Here is a 16,719-nt window from a genome sequence, read left to right on the forward strand (position 1 = left end):
TAGGCATTTTTCCGGCGCTGTCGTAATATCTGTTTACATATGTCTGACAGGAGGTTTGCATGCTTACTTTTATTCCCATCGTGATCGTCGTCGCACTGATTGTGGTGTTCGCCGGCGTCAAAATTGTGCCGCAGGGGTTCCAATGGACGGTAGAACGCTTCGGCCGCTACACCAAAACGCTGATGCCGGGGCTGAACCTGGTGGTGCCGTTCATGGACCGCATCGGCCGCAAAATCAACATGATGGAGCAGGTGCTGGACATTCCTTCGCAGGAAGTGATTTCCCGCGATAACGCCAACGTCGCCATCGACGCGGTGTGCTTTATCCAGGTGGTCGATCCGGCGCGCGCCGCCTACGAGGTCAGCAACCTCGAACAGGCGATCGTCAACCTGACCATGACCAACTTCCGCACCGTGCTCGGCTCGATGGAGCTGGACGAAATGCTGTCGCAGCGCGACAGCATCAACAGCCGCCTGTTGCACATCGTCGATGAAGCGACCAACCCTTGGGGGGTGAAAATCACCCGTATCGAGATCCGCGACGTGCGGCCGCCGGCGGAACTGATCGCCTCGATGAACGCCCAGATGAAGGCCGAGCGCACCAAGCGCGCCGATATCCTCGAGGCGGAGGGGGTGCGTCAGGCGGCCATTCTGCGCGCCGAAGGGGAGAAGCAATCGCAGATCCTGAAGGCCGAGGGCGAACGCCAGTCGGCGTTCCTGCAGGCGGAAGCGCGTGAGCGCGCCGCCGAGGCCGAGGCGCGCGCCACCCAGCTGGTGTCCGACGCCATCGCCAGCGGCAACATTCAGGCGGTGAACTACTTCGTGGCGCAGAAATACACCGACGCGCTGCAGAAGATCGGTTCCTCCAACAACAGCAAAGTGGTGATGATGCCGCTGGATGCCAGCAGCCTGCTCGGCTCGATCGGCGGCATTACCGAACTGCTGAAAGAAAGCAAAGGCAAATAATCATGCTCGAACTGATCGCGGCGAATCCGCTGTGGTTCTGGCTCTCCCTCGGGGGCGTGCTGCTGGCGGCGGAAATGCTCGGCGCCGGCGGCTACCTGCTGTGGAGCGGCGTGGCGGCGCTGTTGGTCGGCACCTTGATCTGGCTGCTGCCACCGCTTTCCTGGGAATGGCAAGGCGTGATCTTCGCCGTCCTGACCGTCGTCGTCGCCTATCTGTGGTGGTACTGGCTGCGTCGCCGCCCGGCGGCCGCATCCGGCGGTTCGCCGGTGCTCAACCAGCGCAACCGTCAGCTGATCGGCACCCGCGCCACGCTGACGGAGCCGATGCACAACGGCATGGGGCGCATCAATATCGGCGACAGCAGCTGGCGCGCGCAGGCGGCGGAAGATCTGCCCGCCGGCACCGAAGTGGAAGTGGTGGCGGTGGAAGGGGTCACGCTGGTGATCCGTGCCATCAGCCGTTAATTAGAACGACAACACCCCGCCAGGTTATTGATGATGGGGCACTCCGCCCCCTCGTCGCCCGGGCATTGTTCCGCCAGCGTCAACAGGCGCTGGCGCATGTTCCCCAGCTCGCTGATGTGCTTTTCGATCTCCGCCACCTTCTGCAGCGTGCGCGCCTTCACGTCGGCGCTGTGGCGGGCCGGATCGTTGAACAACGCTACCAGTTCGCGGCACTCGTCCAGGTTGAAGCCCACCTGCCGCGCCTGACGCAGCAGCGTCAGCTCTTCGACATGCTTGGCGGAATAGTGGCGGTAACCGTTGTCGCTGCGGATCGGGGCGGTAATCAACGCTTTCTCTTCGTAAAAACGAATCGTCTTGCTGGTTAAACCGGTTTTTTTCGCGACGTCGCTAATATTCATTTTCCCTCCTTGACCTTACCCTTGCTGGAAGGTTTAAGCTCCATTCTTAGTGAAAACAGGTCAGGCGGTCAACCTTTAAACACCGCCTCTACGCAAGGAGTTCAATCATGTCACACACCACTATGCTGGCATTGCAGGGGTTGTCCTGCATGAACTGCGCGCAGCGGGTGAAAAAAGCCCTGGAAAGCCGCAGCGATGTCGAACAGGCGGAGGTTAACGTCCATTACGCCAAAGTGACCGGCGAAGCGCCGGACAGCGCATTGATCGACAGCGTGATCGCCGCCGGCTATCAGGCCGAAGTCGCGCCGCGCGCCGACACCGAATTGCAGCTGAGCGGCCTGAGCTGCATGCACTGCGTCGGCAGCACCCGCAAGGCGCTGGAAGCGGTGCCGGGGGTGTTCGCCGCCGACGTCGAGATCGACAACGCGAAAGTGTACGGCGATGCCGATCCGCAGGCGCTGATCGCCGCGGTGGAACATGCCGGTTATCACGCCAGCGTGGCGGGCGCCGTCGTCCCAAAAACTGAGCCGTTGACTGACGCAACACCTTCGTTGCCGGACGTTCAGCCAGCGGCGCAGCCTTCTCTTCCGGCAACCGACAGCGCGGACGACAGCGTACAGCTGCTGCTCAGCGGCATGACCTGCGCCAGCTGCGTCAATAAGGTGCAGCAGGCGCTGCAAAGCGTTCCCGGCGTGGAGCATGCGCGCGTCAACCTGGCGGAGCGCAGCGCGCTGGTGACCGGCGCCGCCGATGCGCAGGCGCTGGTGGCGGCGGTGGAAAAAGCCGGCTACGGCGCCGAGATGATTCAGGACGAAACCGAACGCCGCGAACGTCAGCAACAGACCGCACGCGCCAACATGAAGCGCTTTAGCTGGCAGGCGGCGCTGGGGCTGGCGTTGGGTATCCCACTGATGGCCTGGGGGCTGTTCGGCGGCAGCATGACGCTGACGCCGGAAACCCAGCGCCCCTGGCTGCTGGTCGGCGTCATTACCCTGGCGGTGATGGTGTTCGCCGGCGGGTACTTCTACCGCAACGCCTGGCGCGCATTGATGAACGGCAGCGCCACCATGGATACCCTGGTGGCGCTCGGCACCGGCGCCGCCTGGCTCTATTCGATCGCCGTCAACATTTGGCCCGATTTCTTCCCGATGGAGGCGCGTCACCTCTATTACGAGGCCAGCGCGATGATCATCGGTTTGATCAACCTCGGCCATGCGCTGGAACAGCGCGCCCGCCAGCGTTCTTCGCAGGCGCTGGAGCGGCTGCTCGATCTGACGCCGCCCACCGCGCGGCTGGTGACTGACGACGGCGAGCGCGATATTCCGCTGGCGGAGGTGCAGCTCGGCATGACGCTGCGGCTGACCACCGGCGATCGCGTGCCGGTCGACGGTGAAATCGTGCAGGGCGAAGTCTGGCTCGATGAAGCGATGCTGACCGGCGAAGCGGTGCCGCAGCAAAAAGGCCCCGGCGACACGGTGCATGCCGGGACGGTAGTCGACGACGGCAGCGTGCTGTTCCGCGCCGCCGCCATCGGCAGCCAAACCACGCTGGCGCGCATCATCAAACTGGTGCGTCAAGCGCAGAGCAGTAAGCCGGCGATTGGCCAACTGGCCGACCGCGTCTCGGCGGTGTTCGTGCCGGCGGTGGTGGCGATCGCCCTGTTCAGCGCGGCGGTGTGGTACTTCTTTGGTCCGCAGCCGCAGCTGGTCTATACGCTGGTGATCGCCACCACGGTGCTGATCATCGCCTGCCCATGTGCGTTAGGATTGGCGACGCCGATGTCGATCATCTCCGGCGTGGGCCGCGCGGCGGAATTCGGCGTGCTGGTGCGCGACGCCGACGCCCTGCAGCAGGCCAGCCAGTTGGACACCCTGGTGTTCGATAAAACCGGCACCCTGACGGAAGGGAAACCGCAGGTGGTGGAGATCCTGACCTTCAATCAGGTCAGCGAACAGCAGGCGCTCGGCTGGGCCGCCGCGCTGGAACAAGGCTCCAACCACCCGCTGGCGCGCGCCATCATGGAACGCGCCGCCGGGCAAACGCTGCCGCAGGTGGCGCAGTTCCGCACCCTGCGCGGCGCCGGCGTCAGCGGGGAGATCGACGGCGTGCAGGTGCTGCTGGGCAACGCCGCGCTGCTGAAACAACATCAGGTCGCGGCCGACGAACTGGAGGCGCCGATGCGTGCCCAGGCCGAACGCGGCGTGACGCCGGTGCTGCTGGCCGTTGACGGTAAACCGGCTGCGCTGTTCGCCATTCGCGATCCGCTGCGCGAGGACAGCGTAGCGGCGCTGCAGCGCCTGCACCAGCAGGGATATCAGCTGGTGATGCTGACCGGCGACAACCCGGTGACCGCCAACGCCATCGCCAAAGAGGCCGGTATCGATCGGGTGATTGCCGGCGTGCTGCCGGACGGCAAAGCGGCGGCGATCAAACAGCTGCAGGCGCAGGGCCAACGCGTGGCAATGGTCGGCGACGGCATCAACGACGCCCCGGCGCTGGCGCAGGCCGACGTGGGCATCGCGATGGGCGGCGGCAGCGACATCGCCATCGAGACCGCCGCCATCACCCTGATGCGTCACAGCCTGCACGGGGTGGCGGATGCGGTGGAACTGTCGAAGGCCACGCTGCGCAACATGAAGCAGAACCTGTTCGGCGCCTTTATCTACAATACGCTGGGCATTCCGATCGCCGCCGGCGTGCTCTATCCGCTGACCGGCACGCTGCTCAGCCCGGTGGTGGCGGGCGCGGCGATGGCGCTGTCGTCCATTACCGTGGTCAGCAACGCCAACCGGCTGCTGCGTTTTAAACCCAGGAAGTAAGCTCTGGGGCGTCGTCAAGGCGCCCCGCTGTTTTCCGGGCTTCCCTGCGCGGCGGATAGCGTTTAGCATGAATGACGATTTTCCCTCGCCTTGCACGCGAAAACGCGCACCCGTTATTCAGGAGCCACGCCGTATGGGTCAACTGTTACGCCGCCTCGCCGCCTTTCTCGGCCTGATCTCGCCCAAAAGTTACGCTTATCCGGCGCTGGACATCACTCTGCCGGGCGAGCGTCGGCTCCATCTGGTGGGCAGCATCCATATGGGCACCGTCGATATGGCGCCGCTGCCGCCCCGGCTGGCCGCCCGGCTGCAACAGGCCGACGCGCTGATCGTCGAAGCCGATATCACCGGCACCGCCTCCCCTTTCGACCACGCAGAGCAACAGCCCGAACTGGAACAGCGCCTGTCCGCCGAAGAATATCAACAGCTGCTGGCGCTGTGCCACGAACTGGGCGCCGATCCGCACGCCTTCGCCACCCTGCCCGGCTGGCAGGTGGCGCTGATGATGCAGGCGCGGCAGGCCCAGCGGCTGGGTCTGCGCGCAGAGTACGGCGTAGATTATCAGCTGCTGCAGGCCGCCAGAGCGCAGGACAAACCGGTGATCGAACTCGAGGGGGCACAGCAGCAGTTGGCGATGCTGGAACAGCTGCCGGAAGGCGGCATCGCGCTGCTGCGCGATACGCTGGAGCATTGGCATACCAACGCGCGGCTGCTGCAAACCATGGTGAGCTGGTGGCTGGACGCCAAACCGCGCGGTACGCTGGACACGCTGCCGGCCACCTTCAGCGCCGGGCTTTACGACGTGCTGATGCATCAACGCAATCGCGACTGGCGGCGTCAGCTGGAGGCGCTGCCGGCCGGAGACTATGTGGTGGCGGTTGGCGCATTGCACCTGTATGGCGAGGATAACCTGCCGGCGATGCTGCAGCCGCAGGGGTAAAAAAGTGGCCAATATCGCTATTGGCCAGTCAAAGAGGAATTTCTTGTATTCTAGTTATACGCATAGCAACCGTGTTAACGGTTACAGTAAACAGGGTAGCAACCCGGTGAATATCTTGGCAACCCGCTTTATGTAACAGCCGCTCAGGTTGCCGGGCTGGTTGGATTTTTGTATTTTTAAGGCTGGTTATCACCCTTTCCCCGCCGGGGACATTTTGGACAACACATCATGACGCCCGCAGTCGTTCTGCTTGAGAAACAAAAGGTCGCCTTCACCCTCCATCCTTATCACCACGACAGCGACGAAACCAACTTCGGCGATGAGGCGGTGAGAAAGCTGGGGCTGGATGCCGATCGGGTTTACAAAACCTTGCTGGTGGCGCTGAACGGCGACGCCAAACACCTGGCAGTGGCGGTCACGCCGGTCGCAACCCAGTTGGATCTGAAAAAGGTTGCCCGCGCCCTCGGCGCCAAAAAGGCCGAGATGGCCGATCCGCAGCTGGCGCAGCGCGTCACCGGGTATCTGGTGGGCGGCATCAGCCCGCTGGGGCAGAAAAAACGGCTGCCGACGGTGATCGACAGCCCGGCGCAAGCGTTCGCCACCATTTACGTTTCCGGCGGCAAACGCGGGCTGGATATTGAGCTGGCCGCCGCCGATCTGTGCCGCCTGCTGGCCGGCAGCTTCGCCGACATCGCCAAACGCGACTGACGCCGCGTACTCAGCGGCACACCACCGTGGCGTCACAGGCCGCCAGCGTTTCCACCAGGCGGTCCTCCAACGCCTTCACCTGCGCGCCGGGCACCAGATAGTTATTGCTGATGATGGCGAACGCCAGCGGCCGCCCGGTCGCCGAATCAACATAGCCGCTGAGCGACGATACGCCGGTCATGGAACCGCTCTTGGCGTGAGCGCGCCCCGCCGCCGCGCTTTTCACCATGCGGTTACGCAGCGTGCCGCCCACCAGCAACCCCGGCTCGCCCGCGACGGGCAAGGCGCGATACCAGTCGGCGAACCACGGCTGTTTTCTGGCCGCCAGCAGCAGCGTCGTCAGCTGTTGCGGCGTGATCTGGTTCATGCGCGACAGCCCTGAACCGTCCACCTGGCGATACGCGTCGGCCGCGATGCCCTGGCTTTGCACAAATCCGTTTATCGCCTGAAGGCCGGCGGCCCAATCCCCTTTACCCTGCGTCTTGCGGCCCATCGCCTTGGTCAATATCTCGCCGTAGCCGTTATTGGACACTTTCAGGAAGGTGACGACCAGGCGGGAGAGCGGCGGCGAGGTTTTTTGCGCCAGCAGCTGTGCGCCGGCCGGTGTCACGCCCTCTTCAGCGTTGCCGCGCAGGGTGATGCCGTGCGCGCGCAGAGCATGTTGCAATAAAGCGCCGACGACGAGGGCCGGTTGATCGACGGTAATCAATCGCGAGCTGGCCTCCGCCTGCGCGGCGATGGTGCCGCTGACCACGATCCGGTTGCTGCCCGGCCGGCGCTCGTACGTCAGCGCGGTGTGACTGCCGGTGGTGGTGCGATTGACCAGCGTCACCGCGTCATTGGCGGGATAGAAGCTCGCCCGTCCCGGCGCGCCGGCGCGAGCGCCCGGCCGCACATCCACCTGCACCACGTTGATATCGCCGCCGGGGGTAAAAGCGTAGTTCAGCGCCGAGATCGGCGCAGCGAAGGCGAAGGGTTCATCGTCCCAGCTCCAGCCGGCACCGAATGGCGTTTGATCGAAGGCGCCGGCGTCCAGCAACAACCGCCCCTGTATATGACGGATGCCGCGCTGCGCCAGCGCCGCGGCGAAGGTGTCGAGATCGTCCGGATGCAGCGTCGGATCGCCGCTGCCCTGCAGATAGAGATCTCCCCGCAACGTGTCGCCGCGCTGCTCGCCGGCGGTCAGCAGCCGGGTTTCAAACCGGTAATCCGCCCCCAGCACGCCGAACGCCGCCAGAGAAGTGAAGATCTTCATGTTGGAAGCCGGCGCCAAACGCTGCTCCGCGTGCGCCTGATACAGCACCTTGCCGCTGTCGGCATCGCGCACCATCACGCCGTTCGACGCCCCGGCCAACGCCTTGTCCTGGCCGAGGGCCGCCAGCGCCTGGCTGAGGGTTTGTCCATGACGTTCGCCGGATGACGAACACCCCGCCAGCGCCACGATGGCGGGCAGCAGCCAGCCTGCGGTTTTCAACATGTCATCTTCCTGTTTGCGTTATCAAAACCAAATTGTCGCTCAGGCTATCATTGGAAGGCGGCGACGTCCTGTTTTCCATTCACTGAACAACGATTTTTGCCTATTGATATTATAAAACAAGCAATAATAAGAATTGCTAAACAATCCAGGCAATAAAGTTTGAATATGAACTATATTATGTGAAACAACCTTTAATATAATGTTAATGTTTTTAATGTGTCGTGTTGACAATAAACAAAGCCAAAGCTATCGTTACTCCCCATTAAAACTCACAACCTATTATTAATAACAATTTACTTATATGAATTTTAAAATGTGATCTCACTCACTGACTTCCATAGGGAATAACACGCCATGTCTGCAAATACAGGGCCCGATGGTCATCAAGTTATTTTTGATGGCGCGGGCATCGGTGACTTTTGTCCTGAAACGTCGCTGCTTGAAAACTTTGAAAGATTAAATATCGACATTCCCAACCTATGCCGAAAGGGGAGGTGCGGCTGTTGCAAATTACTTCTAATCAGCGGAAATATACGCCATGAAAAACAGAGTGCCTTATGCGAAGAGGAGTTGGAAGAGAATATTATTCTGGCCTGCTGCGCCTATTCACAATCGGATATTGAAATAGAACTCTATTAATAAGGATTAACCGATGAGCCTCATTGAAACCACGTTGAAAAAATGGGATCGCGCCGCGATTGTCCGCTCTCGCCCGCGTCGCCTTCTCAACGAACAGGACAGCCAATCAACCCTTTTCTTCCCCCTCGAACGTCTGCCGCTGTGCCTCCATCCGCGCGTTGCCGCGCTCGGTGAACAAGCCTTGCGCTATATTCAGGTACAAACCCTCTACCATTACCTGAATGGCATCGCCAACATCGAGTTGGATATCATCAATGATTCCAGTTACAAGCTCTACAAAAACGCGGTCGGCGTAGACTTTCCGCTTGAAATGCGCTTAGACGCGCTGACCGTGGTCGTGGATGAGTCCTATCACGCCCTGGTGGCGCTGGATCTGATCAATCAGGTAGAGCTGATGACATCCATTGCGCCGCTGCCGATGCCAAAAGATACCGAGGCCTCCTATGCCCTGGCGCAATCGTTGGCAATGGGCGACGAACGGCTGCGCGAGCTGCTGCGACTGGTTTGCGTGTCCCTGTCGGAGCAGGCGCTGACGACCGATCTGATCGATGTGATCAACAACGAAGATATCTTCCCGACCTTCTATCTGGTGATGAAAGATCACGTTGCGGATGAAGGCCGCCATGCCCGCTTCTCACAGCAGGTGCTGAGCCATATCTGGCGCCACAGCGACGCGGCCACCAAGCAAGCGTTGCAACAACCGATTTTGGCTTTCCTGGAAGGCTACGCAACCGACGCTATCGCCAAAGATTTCAGCGCCTGCATGTTGCGCCAACTCGGACTGACAGAAGCGGAAATTATCGACATCATCGCAGACACTTATCCAGCAACGCATGTTAAACCGTGGGAAACCAATAATATCGTCACGGAGCAAATGTTGGTGGCGCTGAATAAATCGGGCATTCTGGCTGATTTGCCTATCGCCGATGCGCTGCATGCAAAAATCTAATTAACCGGTATAAAAATCCAGCACCTTTGATATTCCGCAAGGGAAACCATTATTCTCAGGAAGCAAAAATGGAATTACTTCACATTGGCTATTTCGGTGACAGCGCCTGCGGTAAATTATTAACCGACGAAATCCAGGAATACGGCCATCAGGTTAGCTTTATCAGTCTCGAACACCGCCCAACCGAAAAACTCGACCTTATTATCACCACTGAAAATAACGCTGAAACAATACGACGACTGCAACAGCAGGGAAAAAATCTGCTGACGCTCGCAACCAATAAAAAAAATATTAACGACATTGACACCCTGCAAAACCAAGAACACTTCTCTCTGTACTTTAGCTCCGCCGGCCAGGCCGCTTATCTGTGCGATGCGCTGTCGGATATGGCCGCTGACGCCCAACTTCCCCTGCTGCAGGAAAGGCTTGTCGACATTGTGGTCGAGCTGTCGCGTGGCGGTATACCGCCGGTACAAGAACTTCCCTACCGCTTGGCGCGTAAATACTATGCCGAATCACCGACGCGCATGCGCGAATTGACCGCATTGCTGATGGAGCGTCTTGGCGATCAGATGCAGGGACGTTGCGGCAGCGATCTCTGCCATCTCACCTGGCAACCCGGCGCCGACTTCCATACGGTGCCGGTAGCGGACATCACGTCCCCCGCACAGCTGCAACATTTCTTCTTTAATGAAACCGGCGCGCTCAAACAGGGACGCTATGCCCAGCCACGAGTGATGGTCGACGTAGCGGCTTGCGGTGACGGCACTCAGCTTACCCTGTATGGCGACGACATGCGTTTCAACGCGTTCACCGACTATCTTGACGCGCTATTGGCAGATCCGGCCGATCCCATCGCCGCGCCCATTGTTACTCAACCTCACACGTTACATCGCCTGAGCCAATTCAACGCAACCGACGATGCCGAGCTCCTGGCGCACGACGTCATCGCTTTGTTCCGCCACGCCGCCGCCGCTCATCCGCAACAGGCCGCGCTGCATGCCGATGGCCAGACATACAGCTATGGAGAAATCGATCGCGCCTCGGATCAGTTTGCCTGTTGGCTGCTTGAACACAGCGGCGCCGCCAGTTCGGTCGTCGCCGTCTCGATGGACAAGTCAGCGACGCTGCTGATCGTGCTGTTGGGGATACTGAAAAGCAATAAAACCTATGTGCTGCTCGACCCGCAGGCGCCAGCGGCACGCAATCAAAGCATTCTTGACGACGTACAGCCCGCGCTGATTTTGGCCGACTCGCCGTTGCACTCCGGCGACGCGCCATGCATTGCGCCATCAAGCATTGATTACCGTTCGCTGAACATCCATGCGGAGCAACTCCCTCAATCGCGAGACGCTCTGGCCTACGTCTGCTATACCTCCGGGACGACAGGCAAGCCCAAAGGCGTCATGATCGGGCGGGAAGGCCTGAGCAACGTGACGCAAAACCACCGCGATTTCATAGGACTGGCGCAAGGCAGCCGCGTGCTGGCCATCGCCTCGCTGGGTTTCGACGCCTTCGGCTGGGACGTCTATGGCGCGTTAGTCAGCGGCGCGACGCTTTATCTTGCGCCCTCGGAGCTGCATACCGATGTCGGCGCGCTGCACGACTATCTGACTCAACACGATATCGGCCATATCACTATTACGCCGGCAATTCTGGAATTGTTGCCCCGCGAAATGTGGCCGGGACTGCGGACGATGATCGTCATGGGAGACGCCCCGCCTGCAGACGTCGTCGCCTGGTGGGCCGAGCGCACCCGATTGTGCAACGGTTACGGGCCGACCGAGGCTTCCATTGCCACTTCGCTGTGCGAGTATCGTCCCGGCGTTCCCTGGAACTGCATTGGCAAACCGCTGAAAAACTACCGTTGCCACATCCTTGATCTCCACCATAATCCACTGCCGGTCGGTTTTGAGGGCGAACTGTGCATCGCCGGCAGCGGCCTGGCGCACGGTTACCTGCATCAAGAGGCGCTGAGCGCAGAGAAGTTCATTATCTGTCGGCTGCCGTATATGGCGGCCGAAGAGCGTCTTTATCGAACCGGCGACATCGCCAAATGGGACGAACAGGGCAACATTATTTTCGTCGGCCGCCGTGATCACCAGGTGAAGATACGCGGAGTGCGCATCGAGATGGGAGAAGTGGAAAGCGCCGTCCGCAGTCATCCACTGGTTGAAAGCGCCTGCGTGGTCGCTCGCAGCCAGCCCTCGGGCAAAATTCTCGCCGCCTTCGTGCAACCCGCTTCGCCTGAGCTGACGATCGACGCGCTGCGCCACGCGTTGGTCACACAGCTCCACCCCGCCGCGATCCCCAGCGTCTTTATTTTCTTGCCGGCGCTGCCGCTGACCATCAATGGCAAGATCGCCCGCCAACAGTTGGAAAAATGGCCACTGGATGAGCGGAATGAGCGCTTGACGCCGCCGGAAACCGAAACGGAGGCCATTCTCGAGCGCATCGTGGCCAACGCGATCGGCTGTCCGCAAGCCGACGTCACCCAGGAGTTCATCAACCTGGGCGCGCACTCGCTGACCATGAGCAAAATCGTCGCGCTCGTCGCACGCGATCTTTGCTGCCATCTGAGCATCGCCGATCTGTTCCGCCACAATACGGTGCGCAAACTGGCCGAATATATCGAGAATAAGGCCGTTGCCGCGGAGCGCGCCATCGCGATCTGCGACGAACGCCGCGCGCCGCTTAGCCCACAGCAGAACCTGCTTTGGTACCTGAGCGCATTGAATCCTGACGACTGCAGTTACAACCTGCCGCTGGCGATAGACATCCAGGGCCCGCTTGATCTGGGCCGCTTTGAGCAGGCGATCAATTTTATTTATGAAAAACATGAAAGCCTGCGCACTCGTTTCACCGAAACCGACGGTGTCGCCTATCAGTTGGCAGAACCACATACCCCGATTCGCCTTGCCGATCACTGGGTGGACGGCCAAACGCTGTCGGCAGAAAAGTGGGTGCGCCAACTGTGTGCCACGCCTTTCGACATCACCGCTCGTCCGCCGCTGGTGCTTCGGCTGGTCCAGTATCATCAGCAGCACCATGTTTTGATTTGGGTAAAACACAACATTATTACCGATGCCTGGAGCGAACAACTGATCCTTAACGATCTGTGGCAGCGCTATAACGAGCTCGACGATCACCACGGCTTAGACGCACCGCAACCGCAGATTCAAACTATCGACATCGTCAATAGCGGCATCGCGTCACCTGCGCCGGCGGATGTTGCTTATTGGCAACAGCAACTGCAAGACTGCCGCGAACTGGACTTCCCGCTGGATAAACCGCGCCCGCTAATGCCGACGCACGCCGGAGAGCGCATCCATTATCAGCTGCAGCCTGACGTAGCCGGTCTGCTGGCGTCACGGGGCAAAGCGCTGGGCGCCACGCCTTTCGCCTTGCTCTGCGCGGCATTAAGTTTGCTGCTCAGCCGTTATACCCAGCAGCAGGATATCGTCATCGGCACCGCCATCGCAGCGCGGGATAACCTGGATCAGGCGCAGGTCAGCGGCTTCCACGTCAATACCGTACCGCTGCGTATCCAACTGAGCGAACAGGACACCCTGGCCGGACTGATCGGTAACATGATGGAAACCTGCATCGGCGCCTACCAGCATCAGCAGCTCTCCTTCGACCGGATCTTGCACCAGATCGAATACGAACGGATGTCGAATAAAAATCCGTTATTCCAGATCATGGCTATCCTGCAGAACGCCGGTGACGTATGCCAACAAAACCTGCGCGATTGCACGCTGCATCGCTTGCCGCTTTCGTCCGGCTTCTCGATGTTCGATATGACCTGGAACTTCAGTGTGGAACAGGACGCCGTCACCATCGAGCTCGATTACGCCAGCGAACTGTTTTATCCCGCCAGCATGCAAATGCTGTTGGACAACTATCAGCAAACGCTGCGGCAACTGCTCACCCTGCCGGCCAATACGGCGCAGCTTGCCCTCAACCCGCTATGCGAACGGGAACAACAGTGGCTGCAACAGTTGGCCGTCAACGCCGACGCAGGTTCACGTGACTCGCTGCTGATGCACATTGGCCGGTTGGCACATACTCAGCCTGACAGCCTCGCCGTCAGCTGCGAACGGCAACAGTACAGCTACCGTCAGCTGTGGGCGCAGTCTGAGCGCGTCGCGCATGCATTGCTGCGCATCGACAGCCGGCCTTTCTCGGTCGGCGTCATGATGGAGAAAAGTTGCCACGTCGCCGTGCTCCTGCTCGGCGTGCTGAGAGCCGGCAAACACTACGTGCCGATTGACGTACACTACCCGGCCGACCGCGTGAGCTACATGATCGAGAACGCGCAAGCCCGGTTGCTGGTGACCGATGGTGAGCCAGAGCAAGGTTGGGCCAGTCCCGCCGTCGGTTTCGACTCGCTGGTTTCTCATCCTGCAGCGGCCGACGCGTTGCCGATCCCAGCCGACGATACGCTGGCCTACATCATGTACACCTCAGGCTCAACCGGTAACCCCAAAGGGGTGATGATCACGCATGGCAACCTGAACAATTTCACCAACGACTTCGTCGGGCGGCTGGCGCTGAGCGCGCGCGATAAGGTGCTCAGCCTGACCAGCATCAGTTTCGATATTTTTGGGTTGGAACTGTTCTGCTCGCTGGCCGGCGGCGCGCACGTCACGCTGTGTCCACGAGAAACCGCCATGGATCCGGTCAAGCTGTATCACTTTATCGAGCGACAGCAGCCCAGCGTGATTCAAGCAACACCTACCGTCTGGAGTACCATCGTCCACCACCTGCCGGCGGCGAGCCAACGCCCCCTGACCGTGCTATGCGGCGGCGAGAAAATGCCGGCGGCCCTGTTGACGCAATTGCGACGTATCGCGACACGGGTGCTGCAGGTGTATGGCCCGACGGAAACCACCATCTGGTCGACCTGCGCCGATCTGACTCACGAAGGCGCAAGCGACTGTATCGGCACGCCGATCCAGGCGACTGAGGTTCTGGTCATGGATCAGGCCGGCAACCCGCTGCCAAGCGGCGCATTTGGTGAGCTGTGGCTGGGCGGCGCAGGGGTATCGCCGGGGTATTGGCGCAACCCGACGCTGAGCGATAAGGTCTTTCTACGGCGTCAGGCGTTCGGCGCCGAGCGCTATATGTACCGCACCGGCGACATTGTGCGTTTTAATCGACAGGGGCAGCTGGAGTATCTCGGCCGGAACGATCACCAGGTCAAAATTCGCGGCCACCGTATTGAGTTGAGCGAAATCGATCTCAGTCTATCGTCCCTCGACAATATCGAGCGGTCACTCAGTTTAATTGTCGGTGAAGGCCAGCAGGCCCGCATCGTCAGCTACCTGCAGTTAACGTCGGGCGAAGAGCTGAATGAAAAAGCGGTACGCACGGCGCTGAAAGCCCGTTTGCCGAATATCATGATCCCGTCCGGTTTTGTGGTGCTGTCGGCCTTCCCGCTCACCAACAACAACAAAATCGACATCCGTCGGCTACCGGCGCCGGAAACCCGCTACTCGGCTTCCGAAGCGGACTACACGCCCGCGGCCAATGAGGCGGAAAGCGCCATGCAGCATATCTGGCAACAAGTATTGTCACAGACGCAGATCAGCGTCTGCGACAGCTTCTTCAGCCTGGGTGGAAATTCACTGCAGATCCCGCAGCTGCTGCACGCCATTCGTCAACAGATGGGCGTCTCGCTGACTATCCGCGAATTCATCATGCACAGCCAGATCCGCGAACTTACCGCGCTGGCCTTGAGCAAAACTGCCGAGGTCGCCGATGAAACGCATTGAGGTGTACCACCAAGGGCGTTGTCATCACCTTGACCACCGAGAGCCGCTGCGGCTCTCGGCCAGGCTGGACTTCGCCGATAACCCAACCAACCTTTATGGTGTGGCCCCCGCCGACTCGGCGCCGCTGAGTTACGGCGATACCGTCGCCAACGTGCGTCATGGCGGGGTCTGCAACGCCGAGCGCATCAGCCTGGTGCCGCACTGCCATGGTACGCACACCGAATGCATCGGCCATATTCTTCCTGAAACGCGCAACGTGGCTGACTTGCCGCTTGAACCGTTCATCGCCGCCACCCTGATTCGCATCAGGCCGCAGCGAGCGGACGCGACCGTGGAGAGCTATAACGCCAGCGCTGCCTGTGAAGATTGGCTGATTACCCGGGCGGCGCTCGATGACGCGTTGGCGCCGTTGTCGGGCGACTACCTGCAGGCTTTGGTGATTGCGGTCGAGGCGCCGAGCGAATTCCGCGCCGCGTCCTGCGCGCCCTACTTCAGCCATCAAGCCTTGGCGCGCATCGTCGAACTCGGCGTCCAGCATCTGTTGGTGGACATTCCGTCGATCGACCGTCTATACGACGGCGGACGCATGGACAACCATCGACGTTTTTGGGGGCTTGAGGCCCCCGACAGGCCGCAAGAAGGGCGCAAATACGCCTCCGTGACCGAGCTGATTCAGGTTCCCGCGCAGGCCACGGCGGGACACTATTTTCTGACCATTCAACTGCCGGATCTGAGCGGGGATGCCCTTCCCAGCCGACCCATCTTATTTTCGTTTTCTACAGGGAAAGTGACATCATGAATTACGCCAGCTATCTGCAGCTAAACCAACTGCTGTCGCTGCAACAGCCAGCCTCGCCGTCTGCGGAACACCGCAATGAAAACTTGTTTATCATCACTCATCAAACCTACGAGCTCTGGTTCAAGCAGCTGATCGATGAGCTTCATCTGGCGATCGCGCAGATCGAAGAAGGAGATATACCGGCGGCGATCGAAACGATGACGCGCGTCAATGCCATTACCCAAACCGTGGTGAATCAGATCGCCGTGATTTGCACGCTGAAGTTTCACGAATTCCAGCGTTTTCGCAGCTATCTCGGCACCGCCAGCGGTTTTCAATCCTACCAGTTCGCCGGCATAGAAGCGCTGCTCGGCAAGGAAAATCCGAAAAAACTACAGCAGTATCAGGGTGATGAAGAGGCACAGCGCCGATTGGCGGCTATCATCCAACCGGTTTCACTATGGCAGGCAATACGCGGCCATCTGATGCGTCTCAATGATCAGCCCAATCAGGCGGCGCAAGGCTTCGACGACATCATCAGGCAATCGCTGACGCGTTCGAGCTGCGAGTCGCTGCTGCTCAATCAACTGCTGGATTTGGATTCACTGCTGCAGGAGTGGCGTTATCGCCATGTGAAACTGGTGGAACGTACTATCGGGCAGCGGAAAGGTACCGGCGGTTCATCGGGTTCAGACTATCTGAAATCTACGCTGTTCACGCCGATCTTCGATGAATTGTGGAACGCCATCAACTGAATGCGTTCCTTAACGCCAAGGAAGCTCAGGCTTCCTTGGTCTCCTGAAAA

At 60.1% G+C, this 16,719-nt stretch carries 12 protein-coding genes; 10 read left to right on the forward strand and 2 right to left on the reverse strand.

Going from position 1 to position 16,719, the window contains the following annotated elements; genetic code table 11:
- Window positions 1-59: 59 nt before the first annotated feature.
- Window positions 60-965, forward strand: coding sequence for an SPFH domain-containing protein (locus H7A77_RS08625; RefSeq protein ID WP_004940203.1), 906 nt, complete (start codon window positions 60-62; stop codon window positions 963-965).
- Between the two features lie 2 nt (window positions 966-967).
- Window positions 968-1,429, forward strand: a complete 462-nt coding sequence (locus H7A77_RS08630; RefSeq protein WP_072628249.1) for an NfeD family protein — start codon at window positions 968-970, stop codon at window positions 1,427-1,429.
- On the opposite strand, the gene cueR is transcribed toward H7A77_RS08630, so the two are convergent.
- Window positions 1,426-1,827: a Cu(I)-responsive transcriptional regulator gene (cueR, locus tag H7A77_RS08635; RefSeq protein ID WP_025301807.1), complete on the reverse strand. Its 402-nt coding sequence runs from the start codon at window positions 1,825-1,827 to the stop codon at window positions 1,426-1,428. The two genes, H7A77_RS08630 and cueR, sit on opposite strands and share 4 nt — an antisense overlap.
- A gap of 107 nt (window positions 1,828-1,934) precedes the next feature.
- Between cueR and copA the strand changes: the two genes are divergently transcribed.
- The 3 genes from copA (at window position 1,935) to ybaK (ending at window position 6,294) form a co-directional block, all read left to right on the forward strand.
- Window positions 1,935-4,646, forward strand: coding sequence for a copper-exporting P-type ATPase CopA (gene copA / locus H7A77_RS08640; protein ID WP_182074062.1), 2,712 nt, complete (start codon window positions 1,935-1,937; stop codon window positions 4,644-4,646).
- 133 nt (window positions 4,647-4,779) lie between these two features.
- Window positions 4,780-5,586: a TraB/GumN family protein gene (locus tag H7A77_RS08645; RefSeq protein ID WP_033651122.1), complete on the forward strand. Its 807-nt coding sequence runs from the start codon at window positions 4,780-4,782 to the stop codon at window positions 5,584-5,586.
- Between the two features lie 228 nt (window positions 5,587-5,814).
- Window positions 5,815-6,294, forward strand: coding sequence for a Cys-tRNA(Pro)/Cys-tRNA(Cys) deacylase YbaK (gene ybaK / locus H7A77_RS08650; protein ID WP_004940240.1), 480 nt, complete (start codon window positions 5,815-5,817; stop codon window positions 6,292-6,294).
- A 10-nt stretch (window positions 6,295-6,304) separates the two neighbouring features.
- Here ybaK and dacB read toward each other — a convergent pair whose 3' ends face one another.
- Window positions 6,305-7,771 carry a D-alanyl-D-alanine carboxypeptidase/D-alanyl-D-alanine-endopeptidase gene (gene dacB / locus H7A77_RS08655; RefSeq protein ID WP_182074063.1) on the reverse strand — a complete coding sequence of 489 codons (1,467 nt, stop codon included), beginning with the start codon at window positions 7,769-7,771 and terminating at the stop codon, window positions 6,305-6,307.
- A 354-nt stretch (window positions 7,772-8,125) separates the two neighbouring features.
- Between dacB and H7A77_RS08660 the strand changes: the two genes are divergently transcribed.
- The 5 genes from H7A77_RS08660 (at window position 8,126) to H7A77_RS08680 (ending at window position 16,669) form a co-directional block, all read left to right on the forward strand.
- Window positions 8,126-8,410, forward strand: a complete 285-nt coding sequence (locus H7A77_RS08660) for a 2Fe-2S iron-sulfur cluster binding domain-containing protein (protein ID WP_071845084.1) — start codon at window positions 8,126-8,128, stop codon at window positions 8,408-8,410.
- A 13-nt stretch (window positions 8,411-8,423) separates the two neighbouring features.
- On the forward strand, window positions 8,424-9,359 hold the full coding sequence (locus tag H7A77_RS08665) for a diiron oxygenase (protein WP_117188073.1): 936 nt from the start codon (window positions 8,424-8,426) through the stop codon (window positions 9,357-9,359).
- Between the two features lie 68 nt (window positions 9,360-9,427).
- Entirely contained in the window at window positions 9,428-15,136 is a 5,709-nt protein-coding gene (locus H7A77_RS08670; RefSeq protein WP_182074064.1) for a non-ribosomal peptide synthetase, read from the forward strand.
- Window positions 15,123-15,935, forward strand: a complete 813-nt coding sequence (locus H7A77_RS08675) for a cyclase family protein (RefSeq protein ID WP_108680252.1) — start codon at window positions 15,123-15,125, stop codon at window positions 15,933-15,935. Before H7A77_RS08670 ends, H7A77_RS08675 begins: the two co-directional genes overlap by 14 nt.
- A complete protein-coding gene (locus tag H7A77_RS08680; RefSeq protein ID WP_042783814.1) occupies window positions 15,932-16,669 on the forward strand; it encodes a tryptophan 2,3-dioxygenase family protein in 738 nt (245 codons plus the stop codon). The genes H7A77_RS08675 and H7A77_RS08680 overlap by 4 nt, the downstream gene beginning before the upstream one ends.
- Window positions 16,670-16,719: the final 50 nt, after the last annotated feature.

This window comes from Serratia sp. ME47 (assembly GCF_903970925.1).
GTDB classification, from domain to species: domain Bacteria; phylum Pseudomonadota; class Gammaproteobacteria; order Enterobacterales; family Enterobacteriaceae; genus Serratia; species Serratia ureilytica.

Excerpts from the sequence above, each read along its gene's own strand:
- copA (WP_182074062.1), top strand. The coding sequence starts at position 1,935 with ATGTCACACACCACTATGCTGGCATTGCAGGGGTTGTCCTGCATGAAC.
- ybaK (WP_004940240.1), top strand. The coding sequence starts at position 5,815 with ATGACGCCCGCAGTCGTTCTGCTTGAGAAACAAAAGGTCGCCTTCACC.
- H7A77_RS08675 (WP_108680252.1), top strand. The coding sequence starts at position 15,123 with ATGAAACGCATTGAGGTGTACCACCAAGGGCGTTGTCATCACCTTGAC.
- H7A77_RS08630 (WP_072628249.1), top strand. The coding sequence starts at position 968 with ATGCTCGAACTGATCGCGGCGAATCCGCTGTGGTTCTGGCTCTCCCTC.
- H7A77_RS08665 (WP_117188073.1), top strand. The coding sequence starts at position 8,424 with ATGAGCCTCATTGAAACCACGTTGAAAAAATGGGATCGCGCCGCGATT.
- cueR (WP_025301807.1), bottom strand. The coding sequence starts at position 1,827 with ATGAATATTAGCGACGTCGCGAAAAAAACCGGTTTAACCAGCAAGACG.
- H7A77_RS08680 (WP_042783814.1), top strand. The coding sequence starts at position 15,932 with ATGAATTACGCCAGCTATCTGCAGCTAAACCAACTGCTGTCGCTGCAA.
- H7A77_RS08660 (WP_071845084.1), top strand. The coding sequence starts at position 8,126 with ATGTCTGCAAATACAGGGCCCGATGGTCATCAAGTTATTTTTGATGGC.
- dacB (WP_182074063.1), bottom strand. The coding sequence starts at position 7,771 with ATGTTGAAAACCGCAGGCTGGCTGCTGCCCGCCATCGTGGCGCTGGCG.
- H7A77_RS08645 (WP_033651122.1), top strand. The coding sequence starts at position 4,780 with ATGGGTCAACTGTTACGCCGCCTCGCCGCCTTTCTCGGCCTGATCTCG.
- H7A77_RS08625 (WP_004940203.1), top strand. The coding sequence starts at position 60 with ATGCTTACTTTTATTCCCATCGTGATCGTCGTCGCACTGATTGTGGTG.
- H7A77_RS08670 (WP_182074064.1), top strand. The coding sequence starts at position 9,428 with ATGGAATTACTTCACATTGGCTATTTCGGTGACAGCGCCTGCGGTAAA.